The sequence below is a fragment of the Ferribacterium limneticum genome, assembly GCF_020510565.1.
In the GTDB taxonomy this organism is placed as follows: domain Bacteria; phylum Pseudomonadota; class Gammaproteobacteria; order Burkholderiales; family Rhodocyclaceae; genus Azonexus; species Azonexus limneticus_B.
Genome location: NZ_CP075189.1, coordinates 1204432 through 1221020 on the forward strand (window position 1 = coordinate 1204432; position 16589 = coordinate 1221020).

Below are 16589 nucleotides of genomic sequence, written 5' to 3' on the forward strand. Positions count from 1 at the left end.
CCGAGCTTCAAGCTGCGCGCCAGCGTGGCAGCCATATTGACGGCAACGGCGATCATGGCCTCGGGGCATGTCCATGCCGCCGACGATGACAAGGCATTGAGCGAGTTGCAGGCCGAAAACCTTCGCCTCAAGAAGGAAATCGAGGCGCTGAAACAGCAGTCCAAGGGGGCGGGCGCTGCTGCCACGACCCAGACAGTGACGCCGAGCGCACCCGTTGCCGCACCCAGCGCGCCGGTCGCCGCGGGCAACGATGGCGTGGTCGCCTTCGACAAGGTGATCGTCACTTCCCGCAACCGCGAGGAAATTGCCCAGGACGTGCCGTTGCCCGTCACCGTGCTCGGTGGCGAACGTCTTGACCGCGAAGACATCAAGTCGATCTACGACCTGCCGGCGCAAGTGCCCAACCTGCAGCTCAACGAGCGCGGTGAAAACGCCCGCAAGGTCAGCCCGTCGATTCGCGGCCTCGGCCGTGGCGGCGCCAATGACTCGATGGAGCAGAGCGTCGGCGTAATCGTCGATGGCGTGACCCTCTACTACTCCGGTCAGGCGTGGAACGACTACGTCGACCTCGACCGCATCGAAGTCCTTAATGGCCCGCAGGGCACGTTGATGGGCAAGAACACCTCGCTCGGCGCCATCAACATCATCACCAAGGCGCCGAGCTTTACGCCGTCGTCCACCTTCGAGGTGTCGACCGGCCAGCTCAACACCCTGAACGGCAAGTTCTCCTCGACCGGCCCGCTGATCGACGGCCTGCTCGCCTATCGCGGCACCTTCGTCGTCGATCGCGGCGATGGCCTCTATCTCAATACCTACCAGTCGCAGGGCAAATCCAAGGAAACCTGGCGCGAGAGCAACAAGCTGGCCGGTCGCCTGCAGTTTCTGCTGACGCCGAGTGAAGATCTGACGGCCCGCGTCATTCTCGACAAGACCCGTTCCGACGAGCGGGTCAATACCGGCAGTGTGTTCATCGATAACGGCCCGAGCACCTGGCGCAACAGCGTGACCGGTGCGGTGACCAGCCGCGTCGTGGCACCCTTGTCGGCGGCCGATGCGGGCTACACCGGCGGTGTGAATTACGGTTTCCTCGGCAAGTTCACCTCGCGTGCCGGCTGGTTCCACAACGCCAATGGCACCGTCTATCAGCCCCGCTTCAACACGACGGACATCGAGAACTCCGAAGCGCGCCCGCAGGTCACCAACCAGCACGGCATCTCGGCGCAGATCGACTGGCGCGTCTTCAACCACACCCTGACCTCGATCTCGGCCTACCGCTATCAGGATTTCGACATCAAGAACGGTGGCCAGAATGGCCAGTTCTACATCGGCAACAGCGGCCAGCAATTGTGGAACAAGCAGGTCAGCCAGGAACTCCGTTTGACCTCGACGCCGGCGCCGGACAAGGTACTCGACTATCAGGTCGGCCTCTATTACCTGGATGCCCAGGTGTATAGCGACGATCCGTCCTACTACGGCCCGGATGCCGGGGCGTGGAACGCCAGCAACGCCAACTACGCCACCCTGATGGGCAGTGCGGCGGGGCGCGAGTTGATGCGCGCCTCCTTGAACGGCGTCTATCAATCGCGTGTCACCGATGCCCGCGTCCAAAGCCTGGCCGCCTACGGGCAGACCGACTGGCACCTGACCGAAAAGGCGACGCTGACCTTCGGTTTGCGTCAGACCCAGGAGAAGAAGCAGAACGCCGTTTCGCAGCAGCTTGACCGTCCGGGCGAGGATCTGACGGCGCTCGCCACGACGCTGGGGGCCAGCGCTGGCGAACTCGCCGCCGCTCAAGCCACGCGCAATGCGCTGGTGCAAACACCCTTCGGTTTCCGCGAGGGCGATCCGATCGACGCCAGCCTGACGGCGTGGAACGTCGGGCCAAGCTACAAGCTCAACGACGACGTGCTGCTCTATTCGTCGGTTGGCAAGGGCGTCAAGTCCGGCTTCATTTACTTCGATACCGGTAACGCCGCGACGCAAAGCACGATCAAGCCGGAAAAGACGCTCGACTTCGAACTGGGCGTCAAGAGCCTGTTGCTCGATCGCAAGCTGCAGCTTAATGTCAATTTCTACCTGACCAAGATCAAGGACTACCAAGCCTCCTGGCGGCGTGAAGATGCCACCCAGGTATCCGGTTTCGCCAATGGCTGGGGCAATGTCGAGAAGATCGGCGCCAAGGGTGTCGAGTTGCAGACGGCGTATCAGGTCACGAATCATTTGACCCTGAACCTCAACGGGGCCTACAACAAGGCCGAATACGAGACGCAGTGGCTGGTCCAGGTGCCGGAAGTGTCCAACACGGCTTACTTCGATGCCAAGGGTCAGCAACTGGCCAACGTGCCGAAGACCACGGTCAGCTATGGCTTGCACTATCAGGCTCCGCTGGCTGGTTATCTCGGTCGGGTGACCCTGTCCAACATCTATCGTTCCAGCGTCTATCTGAACGACAACCACGCCGAAAACACCTTCCAGAAGGCTTACACCGTCACCAATCTGGGCCTCGGCCTTGGGGCCCTGAACCGCAACTGGGAGGCCTCGATTCTCGTCCGCAACCTGTTCGACACGGAATACAACACCACGGCCAGTACATGGACCAGCACCGGTGCCGGCACTGCCGTTTGGGGTGCGCCGCGTAACGTCCAGCTGATCTTCAAGGCCAAGTACTAAGTGGCTTCTCCCCGATCAAGGATCGGGGAGCGTGCTGGCGGGGATACGGATGTTTGTTGTCCGGAAATCCTCGCCAGCGTTTCGTTTTTCGCTCGCCTGACGGCGGCTATTTTAGGAAGGCACTTTTCATGAAATTTCAAAATCAGGCAAAAATTCCGGTTGACCGTGGGATTCAGCCCAGACGCGCCAGAAGCTTGATGATTGCCCTGTTGTTCAGCGCCGGTATCGCGCAGGCACAGGAAGTCGTACCGACGGCCATTTCCGATGTCGTGGCCGCCGGGACGAAAATCGAATTCATCCGCGATGGTTTCAAGGGCACCGAAGGCCCGGTCCAACTGCCGGATGGCAGCGTCGCTTTCACCGAAACCCAGGAGGCGCGGATCACCCGCATTGCGGCCGACAACAGCATTTCGACCTATCTCGAAAATACCCATAACTCGAACGGCCTCGGCTTCACGGCCGGCGGCGAGCTGGTTTCGGTGCAGCACCAGCCGACCCGGGTTGGCGTCATTGCCCCGGCCGACAAGGTGCGGACGCTGGCAGACAATTTCGAGGGCCTGGCTTTCGGCCGGCCGAACGACATCGTCGTCGGCAAGCGCGTCGGCATCTTCTTCACCGATTCGGGCGCTGCCCAGAAGCCGGATCAGCCGCCAGTCGGCAAGCCGGCGGTTTACCAGATCACACCGAAAGGCGAACTCAAACGCGTCGCCAATGACATCGAACGACCCAACGGCATCCAGCTCAGCCCGGATGAAAAGGTGCTCTACGTCGCCAATACGCCGGGCGAACACGTCATCGCCTACGACATCGGCAGTGACGGCAGCCTCGGCGGGAAGCGCAATTTCGCCAAGCTGGCCGGCTATGCCAAGGGCGACAACGGCAACTATTCGAGCGGTGCCGATGGTCTGGCCGTTGATGAAAAGGGTCGGCTCTACGTGACTTCCAACGCTGGGGTCGAGGTGTTCAGCGCCAAGGGCGATCCGCTCGGCGTCATTCCGATTCCCAAAAAGCCGCAGAACATCGCCTTCGCCGGCCAGGACAAGAAGACGCTGTACGTCGTCGGTCGCGGCTCGGCCTACAAGATTGCGCTGCTGACACCGGGCTTTGCCGGTCGCGCCAAATAATCCATCTCGACATAACCCAGGAGATTCATTCATGCCTCGCCAGACTGCCAAGGATTTCCACCCCGAAGTCCTCAATCTTTTCGATCAATTCGTGCACGGCCTCATTCCCCGCCGTGAATTCCTCAAGTCGGCTGGCAAATATGCCGTCGCCGGCCTCACTGCCGAAGGCCTGCTCAATGCCCTGACTCCGCGTTTCGCCGAGGCGCAACAGGTCAAGCCGAGCGATGCCCGGATCAAGGGAACCTACGTCGAGTACCCGTCGCCGCAAGGTTACGGCACGCTACGTGGTTATCTGGTGCAGCCGGCGCAGGCCAGGGGCAAGCTGCCGGTTGTCCTCGTCGTGCATGAAAACCGTGGTCTCAATCCACACATCGAGGACATCGCCCGCCGCCTGGCGCTCGACAACTTCATCGCCTTCGCGCCGGACGGCCTGTTCCCGCTCGGCGGCTATCCCGGTGACGAAGACAAGGCCCGCGAATTGTTCCCGAAACTGGAGCAGGCCAAGTCCCGTGAGGATTTCGTCGCGGCGGTCGGGCACCTCAAGAAGCTGCCCGAAGGCAACGGCAAGGTGGGTGTCGTCGGCTTCTGTTACGGCGGCAGCATCGCCAACGTGCTGGCTACCAAGATCCCCGAACTCGGCGCTGCCGTGCCGTTCTACGGCGCCCAGCCAGCCGCCGAGGATGCCGCGAAAATCAAGGCGCCGCTGCTCATCCACTACGCCGGTGAAGACACCCGTATCAATGCCGGCTGGCCGAAATACGAAGAGGCGTTGAAGGCTGCCGGGGTCAAGTACGAAGCGCACATATACCCGGGCGTCCAGCACGGCTTCAACAACGACACCACGCCACGCTTCGACGAGGCGGCGGCCAAACTGGCCTGGCAGCGGACCGTCGCGTTTTTCAATACACACCTGCGCGGCTAGGGGATTTGGCCTTTCGAGGCCTTTTCCGGTCACCTTTCCATTCAAACCAAGGAGTTTTCATGAAGTTCGGTATCAGTTCGCTGCTCGCAGCCTTGTTGTTGTCCTGTTCCGCCGGTGCCTTTGCCCAGCAAGCCGGTGCCAAGCCCGAGCAGCAGATCAAGTGGCGCCAGTCGGTTTACCAGGTGCTGGGCTGGAACAGCGGCCGCATCAAGGCCAATGTCGATGGCCAGTACAACAAGGACGAGGTTGTTCGTGCTGCCAACGCCATCGCGGCACTGGCCAACAGCGGCATCGGCAGCCTGTTCGGGCCGGGCACCGAAACCGGCAAGGGCTGGAAGGAGACGGCAACCAAGCCGGAATTCTTCAAGAACCCTCAAAAGGTCGGCGAGCTGGCTGGCAATTTCAATCGGGAAGCCAACGAACTGGCCAAGGTCGCCGCTACCGGCGATGCCGCCGCGGTCAAGGCGCAGTTCGGTAACCTGGGCAAGGCCTGCAAGGCCTGTCACGACGATTTCAAGGCCAAGGACTAAATCGAGCGTCGTTTCGTGCCAGCCCCGGCCGTCCTATCTGGACTGCCGGGGCTTTTCATTTTTGGGCCATTTTTCCGGTTCACCGTGGCAGTCGAGGTGTTCGGGGAGAAGCAGGGCGTTGTGTGGCCTGCTTCGCTGGCACCAGTGGAGTGGCCGGCTAATCCATCCCGGCAACAGCCGGGGATTCCTTTGGTCGAAATATTTTTCAATAAATTCAATTGATTGCGTTACTTGCGTGGGTCGATGAGAAGGCGAGTCGGAACTTGGCATACCGATTGCAATTAGAGCGTGAGGTTGTTTGAGACAAGCCGCGACAGCTCAGGCAATGAACATCAATCCAAGCAATTTAACGACTGGGAGAAATACCATGAAAAAACAACTCGCCATTCTTGCTGTGCTCGCCGGTGGTGTCTTTGCCGGAGGCACTGCCGTTCAGGCTCATCACGCCTTCGCTGCAGAGTTCGACGGCGCCGCGCCGGTTGAGGTCAAGGGCAATGTGACCAAGGGGCAGTGGGTCAATCCGCATAGCTGGCTGTACGTCGACGTCAAGAATCCCGATGGCACGGTGACCAACTGGGGCTTCGAATTCGGTTCGCCGTATGCGCTGCAACAACGTGGTCTCGACAAGAGCGTCCTGCAACCGGGCGTTGAAGTCACCGTCAGCGGTTTCCGTTCGAAGAGCGGCAAACCCTATGCCTATGCCGTGACGATCAAGACGGCTGACGGCAAGGTCTTCAAGACGGGTGGTGCTCAGGACGCGCCGGGTGCTTGATTGCAGTAGCCGTCCAACCGGAAAATATGTGGAGAACCAAGCCTTGAACACTATCCATCTGGCCCCCCGTGGCCACATTGCAAAACCGGGTGGTAAATCCCGAGCCTCCTGGCAACAGCGCTTGTTGAGCGTGATGCTGGTCGCCGGATTTGCCACCTTGTCCGTTGTCACGGGGAGCGAGGCGATTGCAGCGCCAGCCGGGAAGATTCCCCGTCTGGCCAACGGCAAGCCTGACTTCTCCGGCATCTGGCAGACGACCAGCGCCGCCGATTACGACCTCGAACCGCATTCGGCACGCCGCGATGGTGGCCAGCCGGTGCCGACCGGGCCGGGCGTCGTCGAAGGCGGCGAAATTCCTTATCTGCCCAAGGCGCTTGAGCAGAAGAAAAAGAACTTTGCCGAGCGGGAAAGCGCCGATCCGCGCAACAGGTGCTACACGCTCAGCGTGCCGCGCAGCGTCTATTACCCCGAGCCGTTCCAGATCTTCCAGCGCGCCCGCGATCTGACCATCCATCATCAGTTCGGTCATTCGGTGCGTACGGTCCATACCAACAACACCGAGCATCCGGCTGACCCGAACGACTGGTGGCTGGGCGACTCCCGCGGCAAATGGGAGGGCGATACGCTGGTCGTCGACGTCAAGCACTTCAACGACCAGACCTGGCTCGACCGTGCCGGCAACTTCCACAGCGATGCGCTGCATGTGGTCGAACGCTGGAAGTATCTCGACCCCAACACCATCGAATACAAGGCCACCATCGAAGACAAGAACGTCTTCAGCCGCCCGTGGGAACTCTCGGTGATCCTGCATCGCCATCGCGAGAAGAACTTCCAGCTGGTCGAGAACTACTGCTACACGCTGGACTACGACAAATACTATCCGGTGCCTGTCGAGCAATGACAGTTGGACACTTTCGAACAGGTGAAAAAGCCATGAAAAAAACAGTCAATTTCCGGAGTTTGCGGATTCCTGCGCTGCTCTCTGCCCTCTTCATCGCCGCGCCGGTTGTGGCCAGCGCCGCCGAGGAGCCGTTGCCCAAGTTCCAGCGTGAAAAGACCGTCTTCAAGGTTGAGGAAGGCAAGTGGAAAGGTCAGCGCCTGGCCGATGGTCAGCCCGATGTGCAGGGCGCGTGGTCGAATACCATCGGCAACCACTCCAATCTGACGCAGTCGCCAACCTACGTCGAGCGCAATCGCCGCGAAGGTGAAGCGCCAGCGCGGGAAGTGGTCAGGCCGCCGAGCCGGATCAGCGATCCGGCCGATGGCCAGGTGCCTTTCCAGCCCTGGGCAAGAGCCAAGGCAGAAGAGTTCGCCAAGCATCTGCTCGACCCGGTCAAACCGGAATACATCGAGCCGCTGGCCCGTTGCGCTCCGGCCGGTCCGTCCAAATCCTTCATGTGGCACGGCTTCGATATCCGCCAGTACAAGGATTACGTCGTCTTCCTCTTCGATTCCGGGACGCGGGTGATCCATCTCGACAACAAGCCGCAGCTGCATCAGAAGGTCAAACTCTGGAACGGCGACTCGCGCGGGCACTGGGAAGGCAACACGCTGGTCGTCAATGTCGGCAACAGCAACGGCAAGGGGCGATTCGGCCGCTCCGGCGAGTTCTTCAGCGAAAACGCCAAAATCACCGAGCGCTACGTCTTCGACAGCGACCAGCAGAAGTTCCTCTACCACGCGACCTACGACGATCCGACGGTATTCACCCGTCCGTTCACGGTCACCATTCCCGTTCGCCGGGTCGAGAAATTTGCTCACGACAACTGGAACAACATCCTCTTCCCGGCCAAGCATGCCGGCAAGGAAAAGATCCTGGAACGCTACGAGCAGATTTGTACCGAGAATAACGGCGGCCACGGCAACGGTGGCGTCCGCTGATCTGACCTTTCGCTAACCCCGCAGGGGAAACGCGTGGCCTGCTGTCCCGGCATTTCTGTGTCGGCACGGCAGGTTTTTTGCTGTGTGCCGAGATGAGGACAAGCATGAATTTTCTTTTGACCGGGCGCCGGCTAGCCCAGTTGTCGGTCATGGCCTGCGCCACGGCGTATGGGCAGGAACGCCCCGGAGCCGAAATCTATCAAGGCGTTTGCATCATCTGCCATGGGATGGGCAAGCACGATGCGCCGCAGTTCGGGAATGCGGTGCATTGGCAAGCACGTGCGGCGCGCGGGCTGGACGATCTGGTACCCGCGGCCATGAACGGGACGGGCAGAATGCCCAGAATGGGCGCCAACCCGGCGCTCAGCGATTTAGAGTTGGCGCGGGCGGTGATTTACATGCTCAACGAGGCTGGTGGCCGGTTTGGCGAGCCGACATTGGCAGATCTGAAAAAGTGGCGAGAAACCGCTGAGGATCGGCGAAAGCGACGCTAACCTTCAGATCGGAAGGTGTAGAGCGAGTTGGTTAAAGTCGGTGTGAATTTGGTTGGCGGATAGTTTTTCATCGGCCATTGCTGACGTAGAGACACCTGCCGTGCAACGTCAGCAATGCGGCTGGTTGCTGCCGGTGGCTTGCTACTAGCTTCCATTGAGCAATGGATATACTTTCTCCCAAGGAGTGGCTTTCATGTCGCCGACCAACTATGCATTTTGCAATTCACTGACGTAATCTCCTATATAAGACTGCCGAATTGGTTCAAAATGCGAAGATGGCCAGTGCAGATCAACTCAAAGCCCTCATCAAGTCACACATCAGTCGTGATGACGGGCACTTTTTTTCCGTCGCTATGCAGGTTGCGGCGCACGAAGCCAAGCTCGGCCACGGAAAATTCGCAGAAGAGTTACGGGACCTGATAGACGCCGCCAAAACGCGTTTGAGCCAAGACTCTTCCGGCAAGCTCGTCCCCATCGCTGGCGCACTCAACAATGCCGCCAAACCTCGCGGCGAATTGGCAAACCTATTGAGTGTGACTCACCCATCAAGTCGAATGGTGGATATGGTTTTGGATGACTCCGTAGCCGCTCAGTTGGCCAGGATCGTCAAAGAACAGCGGATGCTCTCCAAGATTAAAGAGTACGGGCTTTCCCCCCGCAGGAAGCTACTGCTGGTTGGTCCTCCGGGAACTGGGAAAACCATGACCGCGTCGGTATTGGCAGGAGAATTGGGCATTCCTCTGTTTCTGGTTCGGCTGGACTCACTGATCACGAAATTTATGGGTGAAACCGCTGTCAAGCTGCGACAGGTTTTTGATGCCATTGCAGACATTCGCGGCGTTTATTTCTTCGATGAGTTCGACGCCATCGGTTCACAACGGGCAAGCGGGAACGACGTAGGGGAAATTCGACGTGTCCTGAACAGCTTCCTTCAGATGATTGAAAACGATCAGTCAAACAGCCTGATCGTCGCTGCCACAAACCACCCTGAAATTCTTGATAACGCCCTTTTCAGACGTTTTGACGACGTAGTCGAATACCGCTTACCCACACAAGAGCAAGCCCTCGATCTGATCCGGTCGAGGTTAGGGGGATTTTCACCAAAGCCTTTCAAAAAAGCTGGGCTTGCCGAGCGTACTCAGGGGTTGAGCTACGCCGAAATTTGTCGTGCCGTAGATGAATCAATTAAAGACGCCATCATGCACGACCTTGCCAAGGTTCAACCCGCTCAATTAGAGCAATCTTTGGATGAGCGCCGCTCTATCAGTGCAAAGCTAGCCAAAAATAATAAGCAACCGAACGGCGATGGCGGAACACACCCAAGATAAACGGCCTCACCTTGTACCGGCCAATACAGCGACCCCTCAGGCCTTTACAGCACCATCTAGCGGTGGTGGCGGTGCAGCTGAACCTCCGCAGCTGAATCGTGCTCAGCATGGCGCAGCACTCAGAGCGCAACTTCAGGCCCTAAAACCAGCCGCGGAAGAGGTTATCGAAGCCCAGCGGGGACAGGAGCTTGAAGGGGGCTTAGGGCTACAGATACAGTTTGTTGGTATTCAGGATGTTGCTCTCGCTTTTGAAAGCCTGGGCAGTGAACGTGGGAATGACGCTCAGAAAAAAATCGAGGTCTTGAGCGTTGCGACTGCTGATGGAGTTACCCACGCGAACGTTTTTGTCCCAGATGGGAAACTGGCGCATTTCGAGCAGTATGTCGAAGATTATCTAGCCGAGCGTAAGAAAGCCAATGGCGATGCCAACGACCACCATGCACTTCTGAATACCATCTCATCAATTCGTCGCGCTGAAATCCGTGCGCTGTGGACTGACGATCTAGAATTATTTCCAGAAGATGTGACCGAGGAATTTTGGTGGGAAGTCTGGCTTCCTATCAGAGGAGATCGCAATGCTGTGGTTGGTGACTTCCGCAAATTGGCCGGACTTGTCCTGTGCCCGATCAGCGACCACCAAATCAACTTCCCTGAACGCACTGTCGTCCTCATGTTTGCTAATCGGCAACGCCTTTCAAATTCAGTTTTGTTGCTGAATAGCGTTGCAGAACTCCGGCGGGCTAAAGAAACTGCCTCCTTTTTCGATGGTATGTCCCCTGTTGAGCAGTTGGAATGGGTAGAAGAAGCACTTGGCCGGTTAACTGCACCTCCAGATGATGAGTCGGTACCCCGTGTTTGCCTGTTGGATTCCGGCGTCAATCGCGGTCACCCGCTATTGACGCCGTTTCTATCCGATAGCGATTTGCATACAGTAGATCCTGCTTGGGGTGTAGATGACACAGCGAATCATGGTTCTGGTCTAGCTGGCCTCGCTGCACTAGGCGACCTCTCCGATATCCTAGAGACTGATGCTCCGATAGTGGTTGCGCATCGGCTAGAGTCAGTAAAACTGACACCAGCACAAGGCACGAATGATGGTGACTCGAAACACCATGGTTACCTCTTTGCTGAAGCAGTTGGCCGCCCTGAAATCTCTGCCCCGACACGCCAACGTGTTTTTACGTCTGCTGTGACATCAAACGATTCCAGAGATCGAGGGCGCCCCTCAGCGTGGTCATCTACTGTTGATCGGCTTGCTTCCGATTACGACGGCAACGGTCAGTTTCCGAGACTATTCGTATTGTGTGCAGGCAACACAGAAGACGAGCAATCATGGAGCACTTATCCTGCAAGCCTCAGTACGAGTGGCATACGAGACCCCGGTCAATCCTGGAATGCACTTACAGTGGGGGCGTATACAGGCAAGGTCGATATCAGCGAAGATGACGCACACGGGCTAGCCGCTGTTGCACCAGATGGTGGGTTAAGTCCGTACACCCGCACATCGGCAAGCTGGCAGCCTGCTTGGCCTTTGAAACCTGATGTCGTCTTTGAAGGCGGGAATGTCGGCAAGGATGGTTTAGGTTCTGTTGGTATTACTAGCCTCCAACTGCTGACTACGAATCATCGACCGCTCGAAAGGCTTTTCACAACGACGAATGCTACCAGTGCGGCCTCAGCCCTCGGAGCCCGCATGGCCGGTCAACTAATGGCTGCCTATCCGGTATTTCGCCCGGAAACCATACGCGGCTTAATTGTCCATTCTGCTGAATGGACCGACGCGATGCGTTCTACTTACTTGCCAGCCGGCTGGCCGGGTACCAAAACTGATTACGTTAAATTGATCCGTCACTGCGGCTGGGGCGTACCGAATCTTGATCGGGCTTTGTGGAGTGCGGGAAATTCCTTGACCCTGATTGTCGAAGATTCGGTGAATCCGTACAAAAAGGTTACGGGCAAGGGCATTCTTAGTCGCGATATGAATCTGCATTCGCTTCCTTGGCCCAAAGAGGAACTGCAGTCCCTACCCCCTGAAACCAAAGTTGAACTGCGTATTACTTTGTCCTACTTCGTTGAGCCAAACCCATCAGCGCGAGGCACATCTTCAAAATTTCACTACCCGTCACATCGCCTGAGATTCGACGTGCAACGACCTTTGGACGCGACTACGGAGGACTTCGTTGCACGTATTAATGCTGCCGCTGAATGTGAAGATGACGGTGATCCGGTAGACCCCAAGGACCCTGACTGGATTTTGGGTGATCGCCAGCGGCATCGTGGATCGCTTCACCAAGACGTTTGGCGCGGTACTGCTGCTGAGTTAGCTAACCGAGGTTTTATTGCTGTGTATCCGGCCAAAGGCTGGTGGCGAACTCGCCCTGCATTGGAGCGCTACAACTTGCCGGCACGCTATAGCCTTATAGTTTCCATTCGTACTCCTGCAACAACAGTAGATCTTTATACCCCCATTGCCGCCAAAATCGCCGCTCAAACTGCCATCCCAGTAATGATTGATGGCTAGGGGAGTAGTGCCAATGTCGGCAAGCTCTTCAGATTGATACTGCGAATCAGCTATGACTGAAAAGGCTCACTGTTCTCTACTGTCCTTTAATCGGTTTAAGACCCCGCGATTGTCGGTAACAGCAGAACTTGCTGGTCGATCTCTTATGTTCTCTCTCGGAGAACACAACGTCACTATCACCCTTCCAGACCCGAGGGCTGCAGATAGCGAAGACCGGCTAGACCTCAATGTCTGGCGTGAAATGGACGGGCAAAGATTTCCTCTCGAATACCGAGTGCTTGACGTTGACCTCAACGTCTCAGTTCCAGGCATCCATGCTCTACCGGCGGGGGTGTTAGAAAAGGCTCCAAACGCAATTGACATCCTCAGTCGCCAAGATGAAGGAGTCCTTATGTCTTTGGCTTCGTCACAACATGCCGTGGCCTATCTGGCGCTTGATCGCTGGTTACGCACGGTACGCTGGAAGACCGGTAGGCCTATGGTCGGACGTGAGATTTCGGAAGGCCTCGAAACTGGTTGGGGTACGGCCCTCGTAGACTCGAAAGCAAACAAACGGGTTTGGGTGCAACACGAAACAATCGTAATCCTCAGAAGTGACCCCATTACATTGGATCAGTGGACCGAAATCGAAGCGTCGCTTAGAAAAGGCCTAGAACCTCCCGTTTTTGTTGATCTTCTTTTCGATGCAATGATGCATTTCACAGCGGGAGATTTACGACGTGCTGTGGTTGATGCCGCAGTAGCTGCTGAGACATATATCCGGATGGTCATCCGAAATGACCTTCCTGGGGAACTGGGCGACAAACTTCGAGAGCTAATTGATGAAGCAAATATCCGCCCGGTAATGACCAAGGTATTCCCGGAAACACTTGAGAGATGCGGTCAACCAGTGCCACCGAAAGCAATCATGTCGGATATTCATGCTCTGCTCGACGTGCGTAACAAAATGCTTCATTTAGGACACCACAATAGCCTTGACAGGACCAAATGTGAGAAGTTTCTTGATGCTGTAGGTCAGCTTATTGCTGCGCATATCGGATAAGAGAACGGGATCCGGTTACCGACTACAAGCAGCCCCCTCTGGTCACGTAGGTGGATTTCCGCTATGGCCGAGGACCGGAGTTCGGCCAATCCGGCTATTGGCCTATCGCGCCGAATCGGTCAGTAAACCGATGCTTATCTGCCGTTAAGCCTGGAAGTTGAGAACGACAGCTTCCCTATCAGCCAAACGAGAACAATCGCCCCATACCTTCCACCGACTGTGAACGATTATTTCGCCTTGTGGCTTTAGAGATACTGCCTCAGTTCGCTAACCGGTATAGCGAGACAGGAATTTTGGTGGCGATACACCGCAAAATTAAGGCCAATTAACTCGCCATGAGCATTCAATACCGGTCCCCCCGACGAGCCACCCGAGCAAAAAGCCCCGAGCCTCAAGGTTTTACCACCATCGGCATACCCAAGGACGGCCCCTTGACCTATCACCGGAATTTCCGACGGGTAGCCATACAACCAGATGTTTTCCCCTTCTACGATATTCGCACTGAGCGCAACCGGCCGACCTTCGAAACCCCCGACGAGAATACAGGCGTCAAGTTTTCCGAGCTGGTAGTACTTTGTCACACCGAACCAATCACCTGTTTTGCGCTGCATTACCTTCGGCCATCCTCCCTTACCCTGGACAATATGACAATTCGTCAAAATCTTGTCGGGTGACAACAGCACGCCAGTACCGAGATAGGTTGAATTGCCGACCGGAACAACAACCTTATAAATTGCAGATTCGACCGCGTAAGGATTATCGGCGACGACAGAACCCGACAACAGCGAGAGCAATAACATGACGATGGATTTCATCCCGTGATTAAACACCAAACGTTATTTTTTTGCCGCGTTCGCCTGAAGGTCCGTTGACTGCACAACACCTGTCACTCATCTGGCAACGGCTGTACGGTAGCTCAGGCCGATTTCGAGCCAACCAACTATCTAAGCTGCTTACCTGTTTCAGCAAAACATGCCAGCCAATCGTTTAGTCATCTCTTGTGGCAACAGGGAGCACCGGCCGGAGCGGTTGGGCGGCATCGGCATCCAGCGCAAAAAGTTCGGCCATGTTTGTGCCTATGGCGCGCATTCCCTTTGCTTGGGCGTTGCGATGCGTCCCTTCGTCGACCAGTATGAAACGTTTGGGTGGCCGGGCGGCGGCGTAGAGTTGCTGACCGAGTTCGGTGGGGACGACGCGGTCGTTGCTGCCGTGGATGACGAGCAGGGGGGAGCCGATCAGGGCCACCTTGTCGATGGCGGCGAAGCGCTGGGTAATCAGCGGGTCGAGCGGCAGCCAGCCGAAACGCAGGCTGGCGAAGACATCGGGAATCGAGGTGAAGGTGCCTTCGACCATGACGCCGCTTTCGTCATTGACGCGGCTGGCCAGTTCGATGGCGATGGCGCCGCCAAGCGAGTGGCCATAGATGAAACGCCGGCGCTCGGGATAGCGTTCGGCCAGCCAGCGCCAGGCCGCTTCGGCATCTTCGTAGGCGTAGGTTTCGCTGGGCAGCGACGGATCGCTCTTGCCGAAGCCGCGGTAATCGATGCCGAGCACCGAGAAGCCCATCGCCTGCAACTGGCGGATGCGGAATGCGGAACCAGCGACATTCCAACGCGCACCGTGCAGGTAGAGGGCGACGGACGCCTGCGCCTCATCGGCTGCGGGTAGCCAGAGTCCGTGCAGGCGCACCGGGGCGCCTGCCACGGTGGACCGGAAATTCAGCCAAATTTCGGAAAGTTCGGCACTGTCTTCAGCCTGTCCCGGCCGTTGCTGGCTGCTCGGCTGGAAAATCAGGCGGCTTTGCAGCGCGTCGAGCGATCCGCAGCCGGCGAGGCCGGCGAACACAAGAAGGGCGGCCAGCCGGATCATTCTTATTTGGCCGCGCATCGCTATTTCAATGGTTCGCCGCCGAGTGCCTTGACCAGGCCGACGGTGGCGACGAGCTGGCGGTTCAGGATGTCGAGCCTGCTGCGTTCGGCGTTGAGCGCGGCGGCCTGGGCGGTGGCGACGTTGAGGAAGCTGACCGTGCCGGCCAGGTACTGGTTGTTGGTCAGGGTTTGGAACTCGTTGGCAGCGCGCGTGGCGTTTTTCTGGATTTCCTTTTCGGCGGCCAGGATGCGCAGCGCAGCGAGGTTGTCTTCGACTTCCTGGAAGGCGGTCAGCACGGTTTGCCGGTAGGTGGCGACGCTGCGGTCGTAGCCGGCGATGGCCTGTTCCTTGGCGGCCGAGCGGGCGCCGGCGTCGAACAGGGTCAGGGCGAGAGCGGGGCCGACCGACCAGAAACGGTAGGGGGCGCTCAGAATGTCGGCGAAGCTGCTGTTCTGGTAGCCGCCGCTGGCGCTGAGCGTCAGGCTCGGGAAGAAGGCGGCCTGGGCGACGCCGATCTGGGCGTTGGCGGCGGCGACCCGGCGTTCGGCTGCAGCGATGTCGGGACGGCGTTCGAGTAGCGTTGAGGGAAGGGCGAGCGGAACATCGGGCAGGCTCGGTACGAGATCGCTGCGGGCCAGCCGCAGGTCGCTCGGCAGCTTTCCAGTCAGCGCGGCGATGGCGTGTTCGAGTTGCGCCCGCTGGATGCCAAGGTCGACGAGCTGGGCTTCGGTGCTCAGCAACTGGGTTTCCGCCTGCGCCACATCGGCCTGGCTGGCGACGCCGGCCTCGTAGCGGTTGCGGGTGATTTCGTGCGAGCGGCGGTAGATGGTTAGCGTGCGTTCGAGCAGGCTTTGCTGGGCATCGTTGATGCGCAGTTGCATATAGCTCTGGACCAGCGTGGCCTGGACGCTGAGGCGGGCGGCGGCGAGATCGCCGGCGCTCGCCTCGGCGGTGCTCGTGCTGGCTTCCAGGGTGCGGCGCAGACGGCCCCAGATGTCCAGTTCCCACAGGCTGCTCAGGCCGATGCGATCCGTGGTGCGGGCGCCGGCAGCAGTGCCGTTGGTGCTGGCGCTCTGGCCACGACTGCTCGAAACGCTGCTGCCGAGGTTGGGAAACAGCGCGGCGCGCGAACTGCCGATGACGGCCAGAGCCTGCCTGTAGCTGGCTTCGGCGGCCTGAATGGTCTGGTTGGACGCCGTTGCGTCCTGGGCCAGCTTGTCGAGTTGCGGATCGCCGAAAATTGTCCACCACGCGGTCTGGGCTTCGAGATCGCGCGGTTCGGCGATTTTCCAGTTCTTCGGTGCTTCGCGGAAAGCGGCCGGGGTTTCCACCTTGGGGCGGATGAAATCGGGGCCGAGGGCGCAGCCGCTCAGGAAAAAGCTGCTTGCCACGGTCAACCGGAAAAAAGGGCGAAAAATGAAATGAGTCATTGGCAT

General features: G+C 58.3%; 14 protein-coding genes. 11 read left to right on the forward strand and 3 right to left on the reverse strand.

Annotated elements, in window-relative coordinates; all coding sequences use genetic code 11:
* The first annotated feature begins 24 nt into the window (after positions 1–24).
* The 11 genes from KI610_RS05880 to KI610_RS05930 all read left to right on the forward strand — a co-directional run bounded on the left by KI610_RS05880 (position 25) and on the right by KI610_RS05930 (position 13284).
* Entirely contained in the window at positions 25–2670 is a 2646-nt protein-coding gene (locus KI610_RS05880; protein ID WP_226497729.1) for a TonB-dependent receptor, read from the forward strand.
* Between the two features lie 197 nt (positions 2671–2867).
* Positions 2868–3794 (forward strand): SMP-30/gluconolactonase/LRE family protein, encoded by a 927-nt coding sequence (locus KI610_RS05885; protein WP_226497730.1) that lies wholly within the window; start codon positions 2868–2870, stop codon positions 3792–3794.
* Positions 3795–3825: 31 nt separating this feature from the next.
* Positions 3826–4716 (forward strand): dienelactone hydrolase family protein, encoded by an 891-nt coding sequence (locus KI610_RS05890; protein WP_226497731.1) that lies wholly within the window; start codon positions 3826–3828, stop codon positions 4714–4716.
* A gap of 59 nt (positions 4717–4775) precedes the next feature.
* The gene (locus tag KI610_RS05895; protein WP_226497732.1) at positions 4776–5246 is read left to right on the forward strand and encodes a c-type cytochrome; all 471 of its coding nucleotides are present in this window, start codon (positions 4776–4778) and stop codon (positions 5244–5246) included.
* Positions 5247–5613: 367 nt separating this feature from the next.
* Complete coding sequence (locus tag KI610_RS05900; RefSeq protein WP_226497733.1) at positions 5614–6018, forward strand: DUF6152 family protein; 405 nt, start codon at positions 5614–5616, stop codon at positions 6016–6018.
* A gap of 43 nt (positions 6019–6061) precedes the next feature.
* Positions 6062–6919, forward strand: coding sequence for a hypothetical protein (locus tag KI610_RS05905; protein WP_226497734.1), 858 nt, complete (start codon positions 6062–6064; stop codon positions 6917–6919).
* Between the two features lie 32 nt (positions 6920–6951).
* Positions 6952–7899, forward strand: coding sequence for a hypothetical protein (locus KI610_RS05910; protein WP_226497735.1), 948 nt, complete (start codon positions 6952–6954; stop codon positions 7897–7899).
* Between the two features lie 104 nt (positions 7900–8003).
* Positions 8004–8393, forward strand: a complete 390-nt coding sequence (locus tag KI610_RS05915; RefSeq protein ID WP_226497736.1) for a c-type cytochrome — start codon at positions 8004–8006, stop codon at positions 8391–8393.
* 275 nt (positions 8394–8668) lie between these two features.
* On the forward strand, positions 8669–9721 hold the full coding sequence (locus KI610_RS05920; RefSeq protein ID WP_226497737.1) for an AAA family ATPase: 1053 nt from the start codon (positions 8669–8671) through the stop codon (positions 9719–9721).
* On the forward strand, positions 9699–12242 hold the full coding sequence (locus KI610_RS05925; RefSeq protein WP_226497738.1) for a S8 family peptidase: 2544 nt from the start codon (positions 9699–9701) through the stop codon (positions 12240–12242). Before KI610_RS05920 ends, KI610_RS05925 begins: the two co-directional genes overlap by 23 nt.
* Positions 12243–12294: 52 nt before the next feature.
* Entirely contained in the window at positions 12295–13284 is a 990-nt protein-coding gene (locus KI610_RS05930) for a hypothetical protein (protein WP_226497739.1), read from the forward strand.
* Between the two features lie 245 nt (positions 13285–13529).
* On the opposite strand, the gene KI610_RS05935 is transcribed toward KI610_RS05930, so the two are convergent.
* The 3 genes from KI610_RS05935 to KI610_RS05945 form a co-directional block, all read right to left on the reverse strand.
* Positions 13530–14099 (reverse strand): S1 family peptidase, encoded by a 570-nt coding sequence (locus KI610_RS05935; RefSeq protein WP_226497740.1) that lies wholly within the window; start codon positions 14097–14099, stop codon positions 13530–13532.
* Positions 14100–14271: 172 nt separating this feature from the next.
* Positions 14272–15171, reverse strand: a complete 900-nt coding sequence (locus KI610_RS05940; protein WP_226497741.1) for an alpha/beta hydrolase — start codon at positions 15169–15171, stop codon at positions 14272–14274.
* A 2-nt stretch (positions 15172–15173) separates the two neighbouring features.
* The gene (locus KI610_RS05945; RefSeq protein WP_226497742.1) at positions 15174–16583 is read right to left on the reverse strand and encodes an efflux transporter outer membrane subunit; all 1410 of its coding nucleotides are present in this window, start codon (positions 16581–16583) and stop codon (positions 15174–15176) included.
* Positions 16584–16589 lie beyond the last annotated feature (6 nt).

Coding starts and splice junctions, on each gene's coding strand:
- KI610_RS05890 (WP_226497731.1), top strand. CDS start 3,826: ATGCCTCGCCAGACTGCCAAGGATTTCCACCCCGAAGTCCTCAATCTT.
- KI610_RS05895 (WP_226497732.1), top strand. CDS start 4,776: ATGAAGTTCGGTATCAGTTCGCTGCTCGCAGCCTTGTTGTTGTCCTGT.
- KI610_RS05940 (WP_226497741.1), bottom strand. CDS start 15,171: ATGCGCGGCCAAATAAGAATGATCCGGCTGGCCGCCCTTCTTGTGTTC.
- KI610_RS05920 (WP_226497737.1), top strand. CDS start 8,669: ATGGCCAGTGCAGATCAACTCAAAGCCCTCATCAAGTCACACATCAGT.
- KI610_RS05885 (WP_226497730.1), top strand. CDS start 2,868: ATGATTGCCCTGTTGTTCAGCGCCGGTATCGCGCAGGCACAGGAAGTC.
- KI610_RS05935 (WP_226497740.1), bottom strand. CDS start 14,099: ATGAAATCCATCGTCATGTTATTGCTCTCGCTGTTGTCGGGTTCTGTC.
- KI610_RS05915 (WP_226497736.1), top strand. CDS start 8,004: ATGAATTTTCTTTTGACCGGGCGCCGGCTAGCCCAGTTGTCGGTCATG.
- KI610_RS05910 (WP_226497735.1), top strand. CDS start 6,952: ATGAAAAAAACAGTCAATTTCCGGAGTTTGCGGATTCCTGCGCTGCTC.
- KI610_RS05930 (WP_226497739.1), top strand. CDS start 12,295: ATGACTGAAAAGGCTCACTGTTCTCTACTGTCCTTTAATCGGTTTAAG.
- KI610_RS05925 (WP_226497738.1), top strand. CDS start 9,699: ATGGCGGAACACACCCAAGATAAACGGCCTCACCTTGTACCGGCCAAT.
- KI610_RS05945 (WP_226497742.1), bottom strand. CDS start 16,583: ATGACTCATTTCATTTTTCGCCCTTTTTTCCGGTTGACCGTGGCAAGC.
- KI610_RS05900 (WP_226497733.1), top strand. CDS start 5,614: ATGAAAAAACAACTCGCCATTCTTGCTGTGCTCGCCGGTGGTGTCTTT.